Source organism: Corynebacterium sp. KPL4072 (assembly GCF_037908395.1).
Taxonomy (GTDB): domain Bacteria; phylum Actinomycetota; class Actinomycetes; order Mycobacteriales; family Mycobacteriaceae; genus Corynebacterium; species Corynebacterium kefirresidentii.
This window is the reverse complement of sequence record NZ_JBBMGE010000006.1, coordinates 131,817-150,278: the sequence shown is the minus strand read 5'-3', so window position 1 is coordinate 150,278 and position 18,462 is coordinate 131,817. Positions and strand designations below refer to the sequence as shown.

Genomic DNA, 18,462 nt, shown 5'->3' with positions numbered 1-18,462 from the left:
ATTTTTATTAAATCGCCCTTCATGACGAACGAAACCCACCGTAATGACACCACCCAGCGGGCGCCACCCACACGGACAGGAAGCAGACAGCAAATACTAAAGTACTACCTCCGTTTGCGCTGCTTAAAAGCCTTCTTTTTATTTTGTAACGAATTGTTAACGTTTCTTCGCGCTTGCTTAGCCCTCGCCTTTTCCCTGGCGCTTCGCTTCGGTTTCTCCTGCCGTGAGGACCGTGCGGTGCGGCCCTTGGCGACGCCCACGAAGTCCTGAATTGCCTCTCCGTCATCCTCCTTGCGCCATACCAGCGCAATCTCCGTCACCGGCACGGACTCATCCTTTAGCCCGAGTGGCACCACCTGTTTCTTGCTGAGCACCTTGAGCAGGGGGCGCGGTGCAATCGCGATTCCCACATTGGCTGCCACCACTTGGAGGGCATCGCGGACCGCGGGGACATCAACGAGCCCGGAATCGGCGAGGCGGTAGTTGAGGTGTTCATCTGCGACGTCGGCAAGCGTGAGTTCCTCGCCTACTTCGGCATAGACCGAGTCCTTCGGAACCGCAATTCCTGGAGCCTCTTTATAAAGGCGCACCACATGAAAGGAGTCATCCACGCGGGCATCCGGCAGACGCGCGAGGGCCACATCCACCTCTCCACCTAGCAGCGGAGCTAGCGCATCGTCTGCATCAACGGTGTATAAACCACCATGAGCAGTATTTTCTTCGAATCGGCGGAACCACTTTCCAGGCTCCGTACCGGTGGCAAAAGCTAAGCGCAGCATAGAGGACAGTCTACTGAAAGTGCTACGGTAATTACGTGACTGAAGAACATAAGCAACCATCCGGCACCGCCATGCGTGCCCAGACCGCAGCGAAGAAGCTTGGCATCTACCTGCCCGCTGCGCCGGACGAGTTTCAAAATAGTGCCATTAGCCACGAAGAGCTGCGCGAATTGCAGCATAACCCGCCCGAGTGGCTGCAGACCTTGCGTCGCGAGGGTCCTCACCCCCGCCCGGAAGTCGCCCATAAGCTGGGCATCTCCGTTACCGCGCTCAAGAAAAACGATATGGATAAGCCGCTAACCACAGCGGAAATCAATCAGCTCCTCCAAGAGCAACCAAAATGGCTCCAGCAGGCCCGCGCCACCATGGCGCAGGCCCGTGGGCATGAGGTAAAGGACTAGACCAGCTTCCAGTCCTCGAGGCCCTCATATAGTGGGTAGTGCTGGGCAATCTTATCCACGCGTGCGCGGAGGGCCTCCACATCGGCGTTCTTGCCCTGTACCAAGGCGGTGCCGATGATATCTGCGACCTCGGTAAAGGCCTCAGCATCCAGACCGCGGGTTGCCAGCGCAGAGGTACCAATGCGCAGGCCAGAGGTGACCATCGGCGGACGAGGGTCATTCGGGACGGCATTGCGGTTAACTGTGATGCCTACTTCATGCAGCAGATCCTCTGCCTGCTGGCCGTCCAACTCGGAATTTCGCAGGTCAGCCAAGACCAAGTGCACGTCGGTGCCGCCGGTGAGCACGTCCACGCCAGCCGCCTTGGCATCCTCCGCGGTAAGGCGCTCCGCCAGAATGCGAGCGCCCTCCAAGGTGCGCTCCTGGCGCTCCTTAAACTCCGCGGTCGCGGCAATCTTCATGGCGATGGCCTTTGCAGCGACTACGTGCATCAGCGGTCCGCCCTGCTGCCCTGGGAAGACGTTGGAATTGATCTTCTTGGCATACTCCTGCTTGGCCAAAATCATGCCGGAGCGTGGGCCACCCAGGGTTTTGTGCACGGTGGTGGACACGATATCAGCGTGCGGCACCGGGCTCGGGTGCAGGCCGGCGGCCACGAGGCCAGCGAAGTGAGCCATATCTACCCATAGGTAAGCGCCGACCTCATCAGCAATTTCACGGAAGGCCGCAAAATCCATGGTGCGCGGGTAAGCAGACCAGCCACCAATGATAACCTTCGGCTTCTCCTTCAGCGCTTGCTCCCGCAGCTTATCCATGTCCACGCGCATGGTCTCTGGGTCCACCTCGTAGGCGGCGACATCATAAAGCTTGCCGGAGAAGTTCAACTTCATGCCGTGAGTCAGGTGACCGCCGTGAGCGAGGGACAAGCCCAAAATCTTGTCTCCTGGCTCAGCAATGGTGGACAGCACCGCAGCGTTCGCCTGCGCACCGGAGTGGGGCTGAACATTGGCAAATTCCGCGCCAAAAAGCTCCTTCGCGCGGTTACGAGCCAGGTCCTCCACGACGTCGACATGCTCGCAGCCTCCGTAGTAGCGGCGGCCTGGGTAGCCTTCAGCGTACTTATTGGTGAGCACGGAGCCCTGCGCCTGGAGCACAGCGCGAGGCACAAAGTTCTCAGAAGCGATCATTTCCAGAGTTTCGCGCTGGCGGGAAATCTCTCCCTGGATAGCGCCGAATACGTCCGGGTCAAGGTCGCGGAGGTCAGAGGTAAAAGAAGCCATAAAGTGTGGTCCCCTTCTCAATATCAAGCGGTATGGGTTGCTGCATATCTTATCGTGCCCAGCACCCGAAGGGGGCATACTTTTACCCATGGATTAGGCAAGTGCGACAATAGAGCCATGGCGCGCACATTGGATTCGAGTCCCTACCTAGATTTTGACCGCGAGACCTGGCGTGGTTTGCGTAAATCCATGCCCCAGGTGCTCACGGAGACCGAGGTTGAAAAACTTCGCGGCCTAGGAGACCGCATTGACCTAGATGAGGTGGCTGATGTCTACCTCCCTCTCTCCCGCCTTATCCACATGCAGGTCACAGCGCGCCAGCAGCTCACCTCAGCTACTGAATCCTTCTTAGGAAATCCTCCAACGCACGTTCCGTTTGTCATCGGCGTGGCAGGTTCGGTGGCGGTAGGAAAATCCACCACTGCCCGTCTTCTACAGGTGCTTCTGCAGCGTTGGGATTCTCACCCCGAGGTCGCGCTCGTTACTACCGACGGCTTTCTCTTCCCCACCAAGACCTTAAAAGAACGCGGCCTCATGCAGCGCAAAGGCTTTCCGGAATCCTATGACCGGCGGGCATTGCTCCGCTTTGTCACCGACGTAAAATCAGGAAAGCCATTGGTCAAGGCGCCACTATATTCGCATATCAGCTATGACATCGTGGACGGAAAATACCAGGAAGTCCATCAACCTGACATCCTGATCCTAGAGGGGCTCAATGTGTTGCAAACAAGCCCTACGCTCACCGTGGCGGATCTCTTTGACTTTTCGGTCTACGTTGATGCCCGCACCGATGATATCGAGCAGTGGTATATTAATCGCTTCCTCACCCTGCGCCACACCGCTTTCCGCGAACCTAATGCCCACTTCTCTGCCTTTGCAGATATGGACGATGAGGAAGCGCGCGCCCAAGCCCGTGAAATTTGGCAGTCCATCAACCTGCCCAACCTCGTAGAAAATATCCTGCCCACCCGCATACGAGCCTCCCTCGTACTCAAAAAGGGCTCGCATCACTTGGTGGAACAAGTGCGGATGCGCAAGCTCTAGCGCTTATTTACCAAAGCGGCGCGAACGTTGGGAATAGTCCCGCAGGGCACGGAGAAAATCCACCTTTCGGAATGCCGGCCAGTAGGTATCTGTAAACCAGATCTCCGAGTACGCGGCCTGCCATAGGAGAAAGCCCGAAAGTCGTTGTTCACCAGAGGTACGGATAACCAGGTCTGGGTCCGGAAGCCCCTTAGTGTACAGGTGCTCACCAATAGATTCTGCGGTGACGCGATCCACCATCTCCGCAGCAGAGGTTCCTTTCTCGGCTTCCGCGCGCACCAAGTTCTGCACTGCGTCTACGATTTCTTGGCGTCCGCCATATCCCACTGCCACATTGACGATGACTCCGGTATTGTCCTTAGTTTCCGCTGCCGCCGCCACCATGCGCTGGCAAATATCATCCGGGAGCAGATCAAGGTGGCCGACAAGGCGGACTTGGCAACCGACATCGCTGTGGGATAGGTGCGTAACCACATCCGAGATGATGTCAAAGAGCAGCTCTACTTCTTGTTCGCTGCGCTTTAGATTCTCCGTGGACAGCAAATAGATGGTGACTACTTCGATATCGGTATCGCTGCACCATGAGATCATCTCTCCAATTTTCTTCGCGCCTTGGCGGTGACCGTGGCTGATATCGGTAAAACCAGCCTCGCGCGCCCACCGGCGATTGCCATCGGCCATGATGGCAATGTGTTTGGGCTGCGGCTTGCCTTTAATAAGGCGCGCCAGACGCGCTTCATAAGCCGGGTAAGCCAGCTGTTTGAGAGAACTCACGCTCATTAGTCTATCCGCCTAGAAAATGGACTTTTTGCGGTTATCGTAAATGCCAGCTTCTTTCATCGCCTCATCCACGGCTTCCTCATCAAATGGATCGATACCGTGGTCTTCCGCAAACATCATGCGGCGGCGGAAGCGTGAGTAACGGCGGTGAAAATTCCATCCCGCGATTAACACTGCAACTCCCATTAGGGCCAAGATCAGCAAGCCGATGGGCGAAGCTTTGCCAAATTCAGGACCCATTGGACCGCCTTCGGCGCCCTGGGTGCCTTGAGCAAGTACAAATGCATCATTTGCGGCTAGAACGAAAGAGCCATACACGCTCATGTCTTAAGCCTCCTCTTTTTCTTCGATGCCTGCAAAAAGGTTGGTTTCTGGCAAGGAGGTAGAAACGCGGGTTTTCGCCAGCTCAAACTCCTCGGTGGGCCACAGGCGTTGCTGTACCTCCACTGACGTCGCCAAGAAAGCACCAGCCGGATCAATCTGCGTGGCATGCGCACGCAGAGCCTCCTCGCGATTGCTGAAATAGTCTGCGCATTCCACCTGGGTCGTTACACGCGCCATGATATCTCCAAACGCGGTGTCCCAGCGCGCTAGCATCGGCCCATAGGGGCTAGTTTTGCCCTCCTCCAAGAGCAAATCATGGAATATCTTCATGCGCTGATAGACGAAGCCATGCGAGTAGTACAGCTTTAGCGGCGTCCACGCCTGACCCAACTCTGGGTGATACTCGGCATCGCCGGCCTTTTCCCACGCAATCATCGAGGCCCGATGCACCATCAAATGATCTGGGTGCGGATACCCGCCATTTTCGTCATAGGTGATGATGACGTGTGGGCGAAACTCGCGGATCACCTGGACAAATTCCTGCGCAACGGTGTCGTCTCCCTGCAACGCGAAGCAGCCCTCCGGTAGCAGCTCTTCCATAGACTTGCCTTCAACCGGATCCGGCAAACCGGAGTCGACGTAGCCCAGCCAGCGATGGTGCACGCCTAGCGCACGCGCAGCTTTAGCCATTTCTTCCCGACGAACCTCGCCCATATGTTCCTTGATCCCAGGGCGGTCCATGGCGGGGTTAATCACATCGCCGCGCTCGCCGCCGGTACAGGTCAGCACCAAAACCTCGTTGCCTTCTGCGGCATAGCGCGCGGTGGTTGCAGCCCCCTTGGAAGACTCATCGTCCGGGTGCGCGTGGATAGCTAGTAGGCGAAAATCGCTCACTGAAAATCCATCCCCTTATAAATCTAGGTTCTTTGAACAGATGATTATCCTAGTAGATAATTGGAAAACAGTGGTCCTCGGCTAGAGTGGGAAGCATGACTTCCGCCGGAAAATCTCGCTCAGCCGCCCGCTATGGCTCTCGGGGGCCTTCTGAAAAGAACTCAGGTAGCTGGACTAATAAGGCGCTGGTGCTGATCTTTATCGCCATTTTTATCGCGCTCATCTTCTTTGGCTTCCGGTACTTTCAACAAAAGGAGCGCGTGAACGCGCAGGTTTCCATCGTGACCCAAGAGGTTTTGAGCGATGACACCACCCGCGTCTGGGTCGACGTCACCCGTAACCACACCGATGAAGAGGCTTATTGCATTGTCCAAGCCTTTGATTATTCCAAGTCCGAAGTAGGCCGACGCGAGTTTCCTGTTCCCGCTGGCGGAAATGAAACCCAGCGTATCGCTGTTGACGTCCCGACCAACGCCCGCGCCGTCGCTGGCGGCGCTTATGGTTGCTCTGGCAATATCCCCGAATACTTGGATATGGATAACCCTGACTACGCGGAAAGCCGCTAGCCGCGTGTGCTAGGATTTGTAGCGCCTAGAACTGGGCATTTGCCTAGTTCCACTTTTACTTATGGCCCCAGGGACAACTAGGGGCTTTGACCACAATTCCTATCTACGGAAGGTTGCAGAATGGCTGAGCAGCAAAAGCAGTACATCACCCCAGAAACCAAGGCGAAGCTCGAGGCCGAGCTGCAGGAGCTTATCGATCATCGCCCAGTAGTCGCGGCTGAGATCAACGAGCGCCGTGAGGAAGGCGACCTCAAGGAGAACGCCGGTTACGATGCTGCTCGTGAAATGCAGGACCAGGAAGAGGCCCGCATCAAGCAGATCTCTGAGGTCCTCGCGAATGCCACCACCGAGCGCGGTGCTGTTCAGGAGGGTGTAGCCCACACTGGTTCCGTAGTTCACGTTTACTACAACGGTGACAAGGACGATAAGGAGACCTTCCTCATCGGTACCCGCGCCGCTGCTTCTGACAACAAGGATTTGGAAACCTATTCGGAGCAGTCGCCACTGGGCGCTGCCATCCTCGGCGCGCAGGAAGGTGAGACCCGCGAGTACACCGCTCCGAATGGCAAGACCATTTCCGTCACCATCGAATCCGCTGCGCCGTATGATTCTGCTAAGGCCGCTACTCCGCGCGAGTCCTAAACTTTAAGCCAATTACCACTTTGGAGAAAGAGCATATCCCCATGAAGAAGTTCTCCCGTTACGCTGCCGCTGGTCTCGTCTTCACCGCCGGCCTCTCCCTCGCTGCTTGCCACCCACCCAACCAGCAGGACTCTGATTCCAAGGTAGAAAATGCTTCTACCTTCACTGGTGAGGCCCCAATGCAAAAGGACGCTGACACCAGCTCTTCCGCACCTGAGTCCGTTGTTCAAGAGCAGCAGCCTGTAGTTGAGTCCGGTGTCCCTGAGGAGCCAGCACAGCCGCACCTGAATGGTACCGCCACCGAGCTGCCGCAGCAGTAAAAAGACGGAAGGGCCGAGGGTTTCCTCGGCCCTTTTTTCATGTTATTTTTCCACGTTTACTTCCCGCACCCAGTCCCCGATTACGCCGGGCACTACAGCGGGCGGCTCGCCTAATAGGTCGCGTTTATTGGGGTCCCTTTCGACCTGCGTAGTCACGGACTTTACGCGCTTTTTCTCACTATCCTTACCGCGCATCCCCATCATCGGGCCATAAGCCCGCGCCCCGCCAGTAGAACGACCGGCATTGCCCCCGCGCGTTGCCGCGCTGCTTTCGCCGCTTCCGGTTCCAAGACCAAGGCTGCCGCCCGCACCGGCACGCATACCGGGTCCTCCTACGGTTCCTGTACTGGCGCCAAGACCTGCGCGCGAACCAACTCCAGCGTAGGGAATTGCCGCGCCAGTTCCGCGTCCAAGGCTTTGGCCCAGTTGCGCACCTCTTCCGGCATGCCTTATATCGGCGCTACTGCTTAAGATTTCCGGGCCGGCTCCGAACCCACCTCGCAGCGGCTGTTGCTTGCCAAGGGCACCGCGACCGGCATCTGCAGGCCTTCCGGATGCCATCATTGGTGCCATACTCCCGCTCGCAGAATGTGCATTAACTGATGGCGCAACCGGGCCGCTACCGTTGAGCGCCCCCGTGCTCACTCCAGCACCAACGGGATGTGCTGTGCCACTAGGAACCTGCCCCATCACCCCATTCGCTGCGACAGCCCCCGGCATCGATGCCCCTTGGGTGGAAACTTCGTTACCCCCAATGGTTACTTGTTCTCCTAGCCCCAGCCTTTCCAGTGCATTCCTGCCACTGGTATGCATTTGTTGGTGAAACTCGCTGATTTCCTGCGGGCTCATCCCCACAGCATCCAACCCGTTTACGTTTCCATTGACAACGTCAAAGTTTCCGGGGCCCAAATCGCCTCGCGCAATCGCCTCCGCAATCTTTTTCGGCCACACCACTTCTTCGGTAGGGTAGCGCTGACCATCACCTTCCACTCCGGCAAGTCCCGCATCGACGCCTCCGCCTCCCGACGCCGGCGATTGCTCCATCAATGCATGCTGGTAAGGCATGGCCTCTATGGCGAATCGCTGCAGGTCTGGTTGCAGCATGGCCAATGCGGCCTTTTCCGCAATTTCACGCTCCACCGGTTCTGGGATTGCCATCACTTCCATAGCCATAGCCATCGCCGCCGGCTGCATCCCCATGAGCTTGGCATGGAATCCGGTTAGCTTCTCCCCCATGACCTTTGCATTTGCCACAAAATGGCTTCCCGACGCCGCCACCTCCCGAATCTTCGCCGCAGCCCGCGACGTAGCCTCGCTGTCATTCTCACTTTCCAAAGACCCGGCTGCTTCTTCTAACCCGCTGACAATATCGTCGACTTCCGACGCCAATGAGCTCCACCGCGCATTTGCCTCCGACACATTCCAAATCTGTGTCGACATCAGGTCCGTCGCGAGCTTCACGATGTCTGTACCCACATTCACCACCGGCATAGAAAACCCGAAGGGACTGTACCCTGGCTCCGGCTGGTTCATAATCGGCATAGTCTCAATGCCTATGTCCCCACCCGCATCCGCAATCTCCATTCCCCTGCTATTCGCGTCCTCCTGCGCCTGAAAGCCACGTGCTTCCCTCCCCAAAGAATCAAACAGCCACTCGACTTGCTCTGCATAGTTCAATAGCGACACCCTCGCTGATCCTGGATCACTATCCAACACTCGTTGGTGAATCCCACCAACGTGGTCTATGCCAGACACTGATGAAAAGCTAGAATTTAACGGGCTATCGGCTTTACTCCTCAATTCCTGCGCTCTGCGAAAAAGATCCCCGATGCTGCTCGTCGTTCTGCGTACGTTTGAAACATTTACGTGCATAATTCCCCCAATTATCAACTAAGCTGCTTTATTAATGAAGCTGTAAGATTGCACCGGTCTTCAGTGGTTGACTGCAGGCCAATGTCATTTACGCTGACTATAAGTGTTCCCCGTTTAGTAGACACGTATCCATCACACTGAGTGTTTTCGAAAATTTCTGATCGATAAATCTGTATTGGATTCTCTTCCTCCCCACCACTTTGTTGCAGTAATTCTTCTTTCAGATTCAAAGCATCTATTGAATTTGAGTCACTGGCCAGCGAAACCAGAACACCGTCCGGTAGAGCTGTCCCATTTGATTCAAAGTTGCAGAACGTGCTCCCCGAATCTCTTCGATAATCAAGTGCCTTCGGTCTCAATCCAATATTTTCTATCTTGTCACCAGAGATCTCTGTACACGGATCGAAAAGTTCAAAACTCGGATCAGTGGCATCAAATTCCCCCAGTGGCGGTAGGACACCGGATGATTCTCCCGGCCCCGTGGCGCCGGCCTCCCCCGGTTGGCCGGCGCCTTGCACATTTTCCTCGCCGTCGGTGCGTGCCGATTCCCCCCGATTGCTGTCCGCGTCATCCCCCAGGTCCCCGTTGGTTCCCCCTGCACCGTCGGCCGAACTAATGCCGCCAGTCTCGTCCACATTCGTGGTTTCCTCTGACGCGCTCCTCGTACCGATGTCCGCAACGCAGCTACCCAGCACAACGGAGCTACTGACCATCAACGTTGCTACGGTTACCTGACGCTTCACAACAATCCTTCGCGCACTCACTTTTCTGACGAGAGGAACAAGATAGTGAAGAAGAGAACTCTTCACTTCGTTTTCCTGTTCCGGTACACAGCATGCACGGAACTCCACGAATTTTCTACGCAACCAAGAAGGTTAACGGCGATTTAACAAAATTATTCGCCCCATATGTCACATCCATAACGCCTAAAAGGCGAAGTTTCCTGCTTATTAGCTGTACTACTCCTGAGACCACCCTTCTAGACCAAATAAAGCCTAAACCCTCACTTTATCCCCCGAACTACCCCACTAATTACACGCTTGTAAGCGTTTTATGGCAGCAAAAAGGCCCGCATCTCAGTGCGGGCCTACGTGAAAAGTTGATTAGTCTCGCTGGAAATAGCTCAAGAGACGAAGAATCTCAGTGTAGAGCCAGACCAAGGTCACAGCGAGGCCGAGAGCTACGCCCCAAGCATTGCTAGCGGGAGCGCCGGCACGGATCATACGGTCAGCCTGATCAAAGTCAGTCAGGAAGGACAGCGCACCAAGAACGATGCAAACAAGTGAAAAGATAATGGCAATCGGGCCGCCATCACGCAAAGGGTTGAAGTCGAAGAAGATTGCGCCCAAGAAGTTAACCAACGCCATGACAGCAACTCCGGCGACCAAGCCGAAGAGGATCTTGGTGAATTTCGGGGTCACCTTAACTGCACCGGTCTTGTACACGATCAACATGCCGATGAATACACCAATGGTTCCAACGATTGCCTGGCCGATGATTGCCATTCCGCCTTCACCTTGGAAGTTCACATTGGCAAACATGAAGGAGAAGCCACCAACGAATAGTCCCTCAAATACGGCGTAAATCAGTGTGACCGCAGCAGAACCCCACTTCTTGCCAAAAGAAGCAACCAGCACAGTAATGAAGCCACCGATGCCACCGACCAGAGTCAATGCCATGGCAATACCTGGATTTACCATTCCCAGCCCAAAATTGATGGCTGCGGCGACGATGATGACGCCGAGGGTGATGCCTGTCTTGGTGACGACGTCATCCACGGTCATTGGACGAGCAGCTTCGTCCCCGTATCCAGAATTTTGGCGGGTACTATTTTCGGTCAGAGAACTCATTACCGGATTGCTTGAACGCACGGTTGTCCTTTCTAAGAGAGGTGCAATTTAGCTATCTCAACCTGTTCAACGAGACACCGCCCTATAAAGTTCCGCAGTCTTTCCATGTAGCTAAAAGTTTTGCGAACAGTTTCCGCATAAAGGCTGTGGAGACTTACCAAAACAAAATCTCGAGACACCATAGGAACGATGTCTCGAGACTTCACACGGTGCCCCCAGTGGGACTCGAACCCACACTGAATCGATTTTAAGTCGACTGCCTCTGCCGATTGGGCTATGGGGGCAAGGCAAGGAATATTTTAGGCTACCTTCCCCCGCAAGAGTTAACGAGGGGTACCCTCTGCAGCAAGACCTGCAATAATGCCGTCGAGAATGTCCTTTTCACTAATGAAGAAACTACGCGCAGCGCAATTTCGCTCGATTAGTTGCATGATACCTTCCACGGCTACTGCCCCACCACCGATGACATCGGCACGGCCGGGGTGAATGACGGGGTTGAGGGCGCGGACGTCGGAAGGCAGGGCAATAAGCTGCTGCAAGAGCACGCGCAGGGCACCGAAACGGAGCTCAGAGCCGTGAATGGCATCGGCATCGTAACGCTCGAGGCCTTGCGCCAGTGCGGACAGTGTGGTGAAAGTGCCCGCACAGCCGACGATGGTACGAGCCTTAGAAATAGGTACTATGTCCTCGACCTCGGCTGTTCGCTCACCGACGTACTCCGAAGCGATCTCGATCTCCGATTCGGTAGGTGGATCGGTGCGCATGATGCGCTCGGTCAGCCTGACGCACCCCATGCGCGCCGAATGAGTACCCAAGATTTCGCCATCCGCCGTTCCTACAACGAACTCAGTCGAGCCGCCACCCAGATCAATCACGCAAAATGGACCGCGGTCCGGCTCTAAATCGGCCACAGCGCCATTAAAGGACAACAGGGCCTCTTCCTCGCCCGAAACAACTTCTGCCTGAGCACCTGGCTGGATTTGGCCGAGCAGCTCAGCGGTCATATCGAAGAATTCCTGCTGATTCTTGGCATCGCGAGTAGCAGAGGTAGCGACCATCCGCACCCGGGAGACCTTTTCAAACTTCATTTGGCGAACATAGCCCTCCAGGGCCACGCGTGCACGGTCAAGAGCCGCAGGGGCGATTTCACCTGTGGCATCCACGCCCTCTCCCAGACGGATGATTTCCATCGTACGAGTAATATCGCGGACCTTGCCATCATCTTGAACTTCAGAGATGAGCAGACGAATCGAATTTGTTCCGCAATCAATCGCAGCAACGCGAGTCATAGCATTCCTCCTATTCCGCGTTAGAAAACTCGAACTGCGCTAGGTCAATTCCCAAATCTTCTACCGTGGGCCAATCCTGGGGGATGGCACTTCCTCGAAGCTTGCCATGGTCGGCGGCCATAGCTACCGCTTCAGTTCCCAACCGGAAATGCTGCGGCCCCTCAGCCAGGGCGTAGGCAATGAGCACGTGCAGGCACTTCACGCGATCCGGCATACCTCCACCGGAGAAATCGGTGCCGAGATCTTCGATGTCATTGCGCTTGGACAAAAAGTATTCATGTGCACGCTGGTAATCAGCAGCCAAGTCCTCATCCTCACGCAGTCGGGATTCCATCCACTTCATGACGTGGGCAACTTCCAAGCGTGAAGCTTCGGCCGTAAGCCGTGGGTCAGTGAGGTAATAGAGGGTGGGGAATGGAGTGCCGTCGGCAAGCTTGGGCGCTGTCTTAATCACCGCAGGCCGGCCATCTGGCGTGCGATAAAAAACCTCCAGCACTCCGCGCGGAGTGCGGCCCAATTGCTCAGTTACTACAGCGATGTCTGCATCAGTGACGGTCATGCGGACAATTATCGCACATCCGCTTTCTCTTCCGGTGCCGGCTCAATCGGAAGATGATTTACCTGCTCGGATGGCGCTTCTTCTTTAGGGGGTTCAGCCACGGAATCCCACAAGACCTCATACCAGTCGCGGGAATCTTCTTCCTTCTGACCGTCTGTGGTGAGCTGGTCTTCCGGCTTAATCTGCGGGTCAATGATGCGATAGGCAGTTTCGCCCTCATCAACAACCCCGAATCGGCGCCGCGCCTCCTGCTTGATGTACTCATCGGATTTATATTTATCAATCTTTTCCAGCAAAGCAGCTTTTTCATCTTGCTTGGCAGCGATTGACTCATTCAAGCGGGCAATTTCGGACCGGCCATGATAGTAATTGCGCAGGGGAACAGCGATAACCAGCAATACAACCAGCACGATAGCCATGATCACGCCTACTCCGGCGATACTCATCCGGTCTGGCTTTTGCTTCTGCTTTAGTTGTGCGCGCTGAGCTTTACGGACATCTGCAGCACGCGAGGCTACCGGAACCCTAGTGCGGCTCCGGTTTCGCTGCATCTTTCTTTCGCGTGCCATAGGTTTCCAATCCTAGCGTCGTCACTCCCGTAACAGAGACTTGGCACGCGCATTTTGGGTACACTAAAAGAAATTCTCCCTCCCAGTAAGGAATTTTTATGTCCCTCAAGCGCCTCCTACCCGTACTTACCGCAAGCCTATTTCTCGCCAGCTGCAGTCCCTCTGCCCAAGACGGTGAGTATCCCGTCTACGGCGACGATTACGATCTAAGCACCCAAGACGGCATGGCCGACTACCTCAAGGAATATAAGACCCTGCCAGATGATTACATCGACCACGATGCTAAGGAGCTAGGCGGGAACGATAAGCCGGAGAGCTTTGAAGCCAACGCAGCGTCCGTCAAGAAGGCCGGCGAAGTTACCTGTAAGAATGACGAACTGCTGCAAATCGCAAAGGACTTCTTCCAAGGCGATACGGACAAGCTAGGTAAAGCTGTAACGTCAGCAGGCGGACCCGATGAAAAATATGGTGACGTTTTTGAGGCCCTCGACATCCCCGATGACGCACCTGATAATGACAAGTATATGGCCGCAGCGATGACCCCGCTGGGGGCTGTTATGTCCTGTGGCGATGAGTTCAGCGATGAAGAACTGGAAAAGGTCGCGGCGTCCATGCACACGAGCTAAAGGCTCGAATCATATTCCCCTCACTTAAGGAATAGTCATGCCCCTCAAGCGCCTTCTTCTACTAGTAGCCGTCGGCACTCTACTGAGCGCCTGCAGCATTTCCGACCAAGAGGAAGAATCTACCGCCCAGACTAAATCCTCCACGCCCAACAGCACTACCAGCAGCGAGGTTCCCACCACCACAAGCAGAAGCTACGATCTCAATACCAAGAGCGGCTTCATCTACCACATCAAAGAGCATGGGACGATTCCGGACTACTATTTGAATGTGTTCGCCTCCGGAGCTTCCGAGGCCGAAGAAGGCCCCACCAGCTACGAGGTCAATGCCACGACCCTGAAGAAGGCGGGTGCTGTTGCTTGCAACAATGATCAGATCCTGGACGACGCCAAGTATTTGCTAACCCATGGCGAAGGCGCACTTGCGGAGCTTGCCGCCAAGCCCGAAGAGTTTGATCAGAAATACGCCCCCGTCTACGAAGCGCTTGATATATCAGCCGATGCCCCTCCTGAAGACAGGCTATTCAGCCTATACATGGCCAGTGTTGGCTCTCTGGCAACATGCGGTGATAAATACACCGATAAAGAACTCGAAGCAGTCGCTGACGCTATCTTCAGCCTCTAGCCCTCCCCTGCAATTTCGCACACAATTTCGCTTTTGGCCTTGCAGGACTCGAATGAGTGTTTTAGACTAAGGGACGTAAATTCGATTAGGTGTGCGATTTATTTCAGGGGGACTATTTTGTGACAGCTACCGACACACCGTCAAAGAAGGCCTATTTTTCCACCAATAACCTCGACGACACCGTCTGCCTCCTGGCCTTGCTCCAGCGCATTCAATCTTGGCAGTTGTACCAATCTGTGCTTCCACGATTAGAGGACGATGTCGAATGCACCACCGCCGCTCTATCTAAGCGTGTGGGTCTGAGTTACTGGCGAGTTCTATCCGCGCTCCGCTCCCACCTACGCATGCAGGAATTGCCATTGACCACAGCGGTGCAAACCGAACATTGGATCCTAGACCTCCCGCGGCTGCACGTAATTGATGCCGAACTTGCCCCGCTTGGCGACGACGCAGAAAGCATCCAACTAGTCGATGCCGCCCTCGCGGACTTCCTTACCCCAAAGGAACCTGCTCAGCATGTCCCCACAGAATCCGAAATCCGGAGGTTCTTGCGTGACTATATCGACGGGATACTCATGCCAGATATTGAAAAGGAAATCGAGCGATCCGTTTCCATCTCCTATTCCAAAGGCCAAGCCACCATCACATTAAAAACGGATAAAGCCACCGCCAGCGCTATATCCCGCCATATCGACAAAGCAGCGCGAAAGAAAAACATCACCAAACCAGAGGCTTTGGAGGCGTTAATCTTTAACCGAACCCAGACAAAGGTAGTAATTAATACTTATGCATCTGGCGATGATGCATCTCGGGTGTATATCCCTTCGGCGGGGTGGTGCGTACTTACGGAGCAATTAAATAGTTACTCCATGACTCGTGAGCTGTGCCCGCAAGAAACTTCTTCTTACGTTCCCACCGAACAAATCAGAACATGGGTCCACGGTCGCGATGCCACATGTCGCTGGCCAGGGTGCTCAATGCCAGCGCATTATTGCCAGCTCGATCATCGAGTGGAGTATGCCGACGGTGGACCGACGAGCGTCGATAATTTGGTAACGCTGTGTCAGCACCACCACAACGTGAAGACCGATGGAAGAGCGCAGTACATCATGGATCCGATCACTGGGGACGTCGTCTGGCTCTTTTCGGACGGCACCTTCGAGATTGATCGCGCCCAAGGACCTTTGGCACCGCGCACCGTGAATTGGAAGCAAACTTGGCAACAATATCTGGACATGCGAAAGCGCCCCCGCAGTAATACGAGGGCGCTACACAAGGAGGCGATTAAGCCTTAAAGCGTGGGAATGCGGAGCGGCCAGCATAGACTGCGCCGTCGCCCAGCTCCTGCTCGATGCGCAGCAGCTGGTTGTACTTAGCTACGCGCTCCGAGCGGGCTGGAGCACCGGTCTTGATCTGACCACAATTCAGTGCGACAGCCAGATCAGCGATGGTGGTGTCCTCGGTTTCACCGGAGCGGTGGGACATCATGGTGCGGTAACCATTGCGGTGAGCCAGCTCGACAGCATCGAAGGTCTCGGTCAGGGTACCGATCTGGTTTACCTTCACCAGCAGTGCGTTGGCAGCCTTCTTCTCAATACCTTCCTGCAGACGGGCAGGGTTAGTAACGAAGAAGTCATCGCCAACAATCTGTACCTTTTCGCCAATGGCGGCGGTAAGGGCGGTGTAGCCGTCCCAATCGTCTTCTTGCAGAGGATCCTCGATGGAGACAATCGGGTACTCATCGATGAGTTCCTCATAAACCTTGGACATTTCTTCAGCGGTATGCTCGCCGCCTTCGAAGTGGTACTTACCGTCCTTGAAGAACTCGGAGGAAGCAACATCGAGCGCGAGGGCTACGTCCTTGCCCGGCTCGTAGCCAGCCTTCTTAATGGCGTCAACGATGACGTCCAGAGCAGCCTTGGTGGAATCAACGGAAGGAGCGAAGCCACCCTCGTCACCCAGACCAGTAGACAGGCCCTTGTCCTTCAGCACTGCCTTCAGTGCGTGGTAGACCTCGGCACCCATGCGCAGAGCTTCAGCGAAGGACTCAGCACCAATCGGGGCAATCATGAATTCCTGGACGTCAACGCCGGAGTCAGCGTGTGCGCCACCGTTGAGGATATTCATCATCGGCACTGGCAGTACGTGAGCATTGGGGCCACCGATGTAGCGGTACAGCGGCAGTGCAGCGGACTCTGCGGCGGCCTTGGCTACGGCGATGGAAACGCCCAGGATAGCGTTAGCGCCCAGCTCAGACTTGTTATCGGTACCGTCCAGCCTAATCAATGCTTCGTCAATGAGGCGCTGATCGTCAGCTTCGAAGCCAGCAATCTCATCGGAAATCTTCTCATTGATATTCTCAACAGCCTTCAAAACACCCTTGCCCAGGTAGCGCTCGCCGCCGTCGCGCAGCTCGTGGGCCTCGTGCACGCCGGTAGAGGCACCGGAAGGAACGCCTGCTACGCCGCGGGCGCCATCGTCAAGGAATACCTCTGCCTCAACGGTTGGGTTGCCACGGGAATCGAGAATCTCGCGGGCGAAAGTGTGGATGATATCAGCCATGCTGTTCTTCACTCCTCATCAAAATGTTCGCTCTGGACCAGCCGGCCCAGCCACGTTCTCAATTGTTGCAGAAAACGTAGCCGTGTGACACTACTTGGCACTTTGTGGAACTGAGTAAGCATTGGCGGCGTGCGCAACCTTATGCAAATAGTCGCTGGACTGATTGTAATTTAGGATTGCTTCCTTCCACTGATCTGGGTTAGAGAGATCTCTGTCACCGAAGCACAAAAGTCCGGCCGCCCCAACAGCGGCGTCATCGATTTGGTTGGGATCAGCCTTCCCATCACCATTGGCATCAGCGCCCACCGCTTCCCACGTGGTGGGGATAAATTGCATTGGGCCTACGGCGCGATCGTATTCGGAGTCTCCATCGATTTCGCCGTTATCGGTGTCTGGGGTGTGGGCCGTGTTGTTCAGGCCATCGAGGGCGATGCCGTTGATGGGGGGTTGGGGGTAGCCGGCGTCGTCAAGCTTGGAGTGCTTAAACCAATTGCCGTTATAGGTACCGTGGCGTGTTTCTACATAGCCCAAGCCGGCAAGGGTATTCCAACGCAGGTGGCAATTGGGCCACTTTTGCTGAGCAATGAGCTCAGCATTGCCATAGGCACGCAGGGCGGCCGGCGGGATGCCAGTGCGATCAGCTAAGTCAGAGGCCCAGTAGGTGAGTTTATCTGCGGTGCGCCCGGGCGCATTGACGTCAATGTGCGCGACCGCTTTACCTTCAACGGGCGGGATGTTTTCAGGTACGGGCTGCTGAGAAGTACCGTGCCCAGTCAATAGCCATGCTACTAGCGCGATGATCACGACTACGACTACCCCGCAGCCCCCGAATATCTGCAGCAGCCTCTTCATGGGAAGCTATCCTACATCTCCTTTGCCTGCGCGCCACAGCCGCTCTTGCGTGTCAACATCGACTATCTCAGTGGTGCCATCAAAAAGGTAAGGGGCGCGGGCGCGCATTTTGGTGACGAAGCTTTGGGCGACGTCGTCAAGCGAAAAGGCAGAGATTTCCGCATGGAAAAGGACCTGCAGGAAGATATCGCCCAGTTCCTTGAGAATCTCGCTTTCCGGCTCACGATTGCGCACGGCCGCGGCGAATTCGGCGGATTCTTCCTCAAGGTAGGGCAAAAGGGAGGCATGGGTTTGTTCACGCTCCCATTCACCAATGCGCCGCGCAGTGGCCATAGTCTGGCGCGCCTGCATGACGGGATCCGCGAGGGATTCGGCCCGGATGACCGACTCCCCAGTAGCTATGCGAGCGCGGGTTTCAGGATCACATTCGTCGGTGCTGACTAAGGTTCCGATGGAATCTTCCCCTACGAGGAGATCGGAAAAGTTCCACCGCACGGAAACCGGAACTTCACCGGTGAAGTAAACGGGGCCGCGTAGCTTCCCGTGTGCTTGCATGGGGATCATGGTGGGCCAGCGTTCATCGAGCAACAGCACAGTCATGTGCACAAAGTCTAGCCCGAGTTCCCATTAT

Annotated in this window: 22 protein-coding genes and 1 tRNA gene; 8 read left to right on the top strand and 15 right to left on the bottom strand. The window is 55.6% G+C overall.

Going from position 1 to position 18,462, the window contains the following annotated elements:
* Positions 1-104: 104 nt before the first annotated feature.
* The gene (locus tag WMP97_RS08000) at positions 105-779 is read right to left on the bottom strand and encodes a LysR family transcriptional regulator substrate-binding protein (RefSeq protein WP_023021890.1); all 675 of its coding nucleotides are present in this window, start codon (positions 777-779) and stop codon (positions 105-107) included.
* A 71-nt stretch (positions 780-850) separates the two neighbouring features.
* Between WMP97_RS08000 and WMP97_RS07995 the strand changes: the two genes are divergently transcribed.
* Positions 851-1,180 carry a DUF5997 family protein gene (locus WMP97_RS07995; protein WP_275436430.1) on the top strand — a complete coding sequence of 110 codons (330 nt, stop codon included), beginning with the start codon at positions 851-853 and terminating at the stop codon, positions 1,178-1,180.
* Here the strand turns inward: WMP97_RS07995 and glyA are convergent.
* Positions 1,177-2,460: a serine hydroxymethyltransferase gene (glyA, locus tag WMP97_RS07990; RefSeq protein ID WP_340440240.1), complete on the bottom strand. Its 1,284-nt coding sequence runs from the start codon at positions 2,458-2,460 to the stop codon at positions 1,177-1,179. The genes WMP97_RS07995 and glyA overlap by 4 nt on opposite strands.
* A 117-nt stretch (positions 2,461-2,577) precedes the next feature.
* On the opposite strand from glyA, the gene coaA reads away from it, so the two are divergent.
* A complete protein-coding gene (coaA, locus tag WMP97_RS07985) occupies positions 2,578-3,504 on the top strand; it encodes a type I pantothenate kinase (RefSeq protein WP_023021893.1) in 927 nt (308 codons plus the stop codon).
* A gap of 3 nt (positions 3,505-3,507) precedes the next feature.
* Here the strand turns inward: coaA and WMP97_RS07980 are convergent, their stop codons facing one another.
* The 3 genes from WMP97_RS07980 to mca are packed head-to-tail and all read right to left on the bottom strand — an operon-like array spanning position 3,508 to position 5,502.
* Entirely contained in the window at positions 3,508-4,284 is a 777-nt protein-coding gene (locus WMP97_RS07980; protein WP_445293089.1) for an isoprenyl transferase, read from the bottom strand.
* Between the two features lie 12 nt (positions 4,285-4,296).
* Positions 4,297-4,608, bottom strand: a complete 312-nt coding sequence (locus tag WMP97_RS07975; RefSeq protein ID WP_023021895.1) for a hypothetical protein — start codon at positions 4,606-4,608, stop codon at positions 4,297-4,299.
* Positions 4,609-4,611: 3 nt separating this feature from the next.
* Positions 4,612-5,502, bottom strand: a complete 891-nt coding sequence (mca, locus tag WMP97_RS07970; protein ID WP_239208016.1) for a mycothiol conjugate amidase Mca — start codon at positions 5,500-5,502, stop codon at positions 4,612-4,614.
* Positions 5,503-5,597: 95 nt separating this feature from the next.
* On the opposite strand from mca, the gene WMP97_RS07965 reads away from it, so the two are divergent.
* The 3 genes from WMP97_RS07965 to WMP97_RS07955 all read left to right on the top strand — a co-directional run bounded on the left by WMP97_RS07965 (position 5,598) and on the right by WMP97_RS07955 (position 7,030).
* The gene (locus tag WMP97_RS07965; RefSeq protein ID WP_023021897.1) at positions 5,598-6,068 is read left to right on the top strand and encodes a DUF4307 domain-containing protein; all 471 of its coding nucleotides are present in this window, start codon (positions 5,598-5,600) and stop codon (positions 6,066-6,068) included.
* A 120-nt stretch (positions 6,069-6,188) separates the two neighbouring features.
* On the top strand, positions 6,189-6,710 hold the full coding sequence (gene greA, locus WMP97_RS07960) for a transcription elongation factor GreA (protein WP_023021898.1): 522 nt from the start codon (positions 6,189-6,191) through the stop codon (positions 6,708-6,710).
* Positions 6,711-6,751: 41 nt separating this feature from the next.
* Positions 6,752-7,030, top strand: a complete 279-nt coding sequence (locus WMP97_RS07955; protein WP_023021899.1) for a hypothetical protein — start codon at positions 6,752-6,754, stop codon at positions 7,028-7,030.
* Between the two features lie 42 nt (positions 7,031-7,072).
* Here the strand turns inward: WMP97_RS07955 and WMP97_RS07950 are convergent, their stop codons facing one another.
* From WMP97_RS07950 to WMP97_RS07920, 7 genes are all read right to left on the bottom strand, one after another.
* Positions 7,073-8,716: a hypothetical protein gene (locus tag WMP97_RS07950; RefSeq protein WP_340440238.1), complete on the bottom strand. Its 1,644-nt coding sequence runs from the start codon at positions 8,714-8,716 to the stop codon at positions 7,073-7,075.
* Between the two features lie 200 nt (positions 8,717-8,916).
* Positions 8,917-9,537 carry a DUF3558 family protein gene (locus tag WMP97_RS07945; protein WP_248099056.1) on the bottom strand — a complete coding sequence of 207 codons (621 nt, stop codon included), beginning with the start codon at positions 9,535-9,537 and terminating at the stop codon, positions 8,917-8,919.
* A 468-nt stretch (positions 9,538-10,005) separates the two neighbouring features.
* Positions 10,006-10,773 (bottom strand): Bax inhibitor-1/YccA family protein, encoded by a 768-nt coding sequence (locus WMP97_RS07940; protein ID WP_023021902.1) that lies wholly within the window; start codon positions 10,771-10,773, stop codon positions 10,006-10,008.
* A gap of 189 nt (positions 10,774-10,962) precedes the next feature.
* Positions 10,963-11,036: transfer RNA gene (locus WMP97_RS07935), tRNA-Leu, on the bottom strand.
* Positions 11,037-11,075: 39 nt separating this feature from the next.
* Positions 11,076-12,041, bottom strand: a complete 966-nt coding sequence (locus WMP97_RS07930; RefSeq protein WP_023021903.1) for a Ppx/GppA phosphatase family protein — start codon at positions 12,039-12,041, stop codon at positions 11,076-11,078.
* A gap of 10 nt (positions 12,042-12,051) precedes the next feature.
* Positions 12,052-12,600: a DUF501 domain-containing protein gene (locus WMP97_RS07925; protein WP_340440237.1), complete on the bottom strand. Its 549-nt coding sequence runs from the start codon at positions 12,598-12,600 to the stop codon at positions 12,052-12,054.
* An 8-nt stretch (positions 12,601-12,608) separates the two neighbouring features.
* Positions 12,609-13,169 carry a septum formation initiator family protein gene (locus WMP97_RS07920; RefSeq protein WP_239205314.1) on the bottom strand — a complete coding sequence of 187 codons (561 nt, stop codon included), beginning with the start codon at positions 13,167-13,169 and terminating at the stop codon, positions 12,609-12,611.
* A gap of 98 nt (positions 13,170-13,267) precedes the next feature.
* Here WMP97_RS07920 and WMP97_RS07915 point away from each other — a divergent pair, with 98 nt between their 5' ends.
* From WMP97_RS07915 to WMP97_RS07905, 3 genes are all read left to right on the top strand, one after another.
* Positions 13,268-13,795 carry a ribonuclease gene (locus WMP97_RS07915; protein ID WP_340440236.1) on the top strand — a complete coding sequence of 176 codons (528 nt, stop codon included), beginning with the start codon at positions 13,268-13,270 and terminating at the stop codon, positions 13,793-13,795.
* A gap of 37 nt (positions 13,796-13,832) precedes the next feature.
* Positions 13,833-14,417 (top strand): hypothetical protein, encoded by a 585-nt coding sequence (locus WMP97_RS07910; RefSeq protein ID WP_301732730.1) that lies wholly within the window; start codon positions 13,833-13,835, stop codon positions 14,415-14,417.
* Between the two features lie 119 nt (positions 14,418-14,536).
* Entirely contained in the window at positions 14,537-15,712 is a 1,176-nt protein-coding gene (locus WMP97_RS07905; protein ID WP_340440234.1) for an HNH endonuclease signature motif containing protein, read from the top strand.
* Here the strand turns inward: WMP97_RS07905 and eno are convergent.
* The 3 genes from eno to WMP97_RS07890 form a co-directional block, all read right to left on the bottom strand.
* Complete coding sequence (gene eno, locus WMP97_RS07900) at positions 15,702-16,979, bottom strand: phosphopyruvate hydratase (RefSeq protein WP_340440233.1); 1,278 nt, start codon at positions 16,977-16,979, stop codon at positions 15,702-15,704. The two genes, WMP97_RS07905 and eno, sit on opposite strands and share 11 nt — an antisense overlap.
* A gap of 90 nt (positions 16,980-17,069) precedes the next feature.
* On the bottom strand, positions 17,070-17,831 hold the full coding sequence (locus tag WMP97_RS07895) for a lytic transglycosylase domain-containing protein (RefSeq protein ID WP_340440232.1): 762 nt from the start codon (positions 17,829-17,831) through the stop codon (positions 17,070-17,072).
* 6 nt (positions 17,832-17,837) lie between these two features.
* Positions 17,838-18,431, bottom strand: a complete 594-nt coding sequence (locus tag WMP97_RS07890) for a MazG nucleotide pyrophosphohydrolase domain-containing protein (RefSeq protein ID WP_239205309.1) — start codon at positions 18,429-18,431, stop codon at positions 17,838-17,840.
* Between the last annotated feature and the right edge of the window lie 31 nt (positions 18,432-18,462).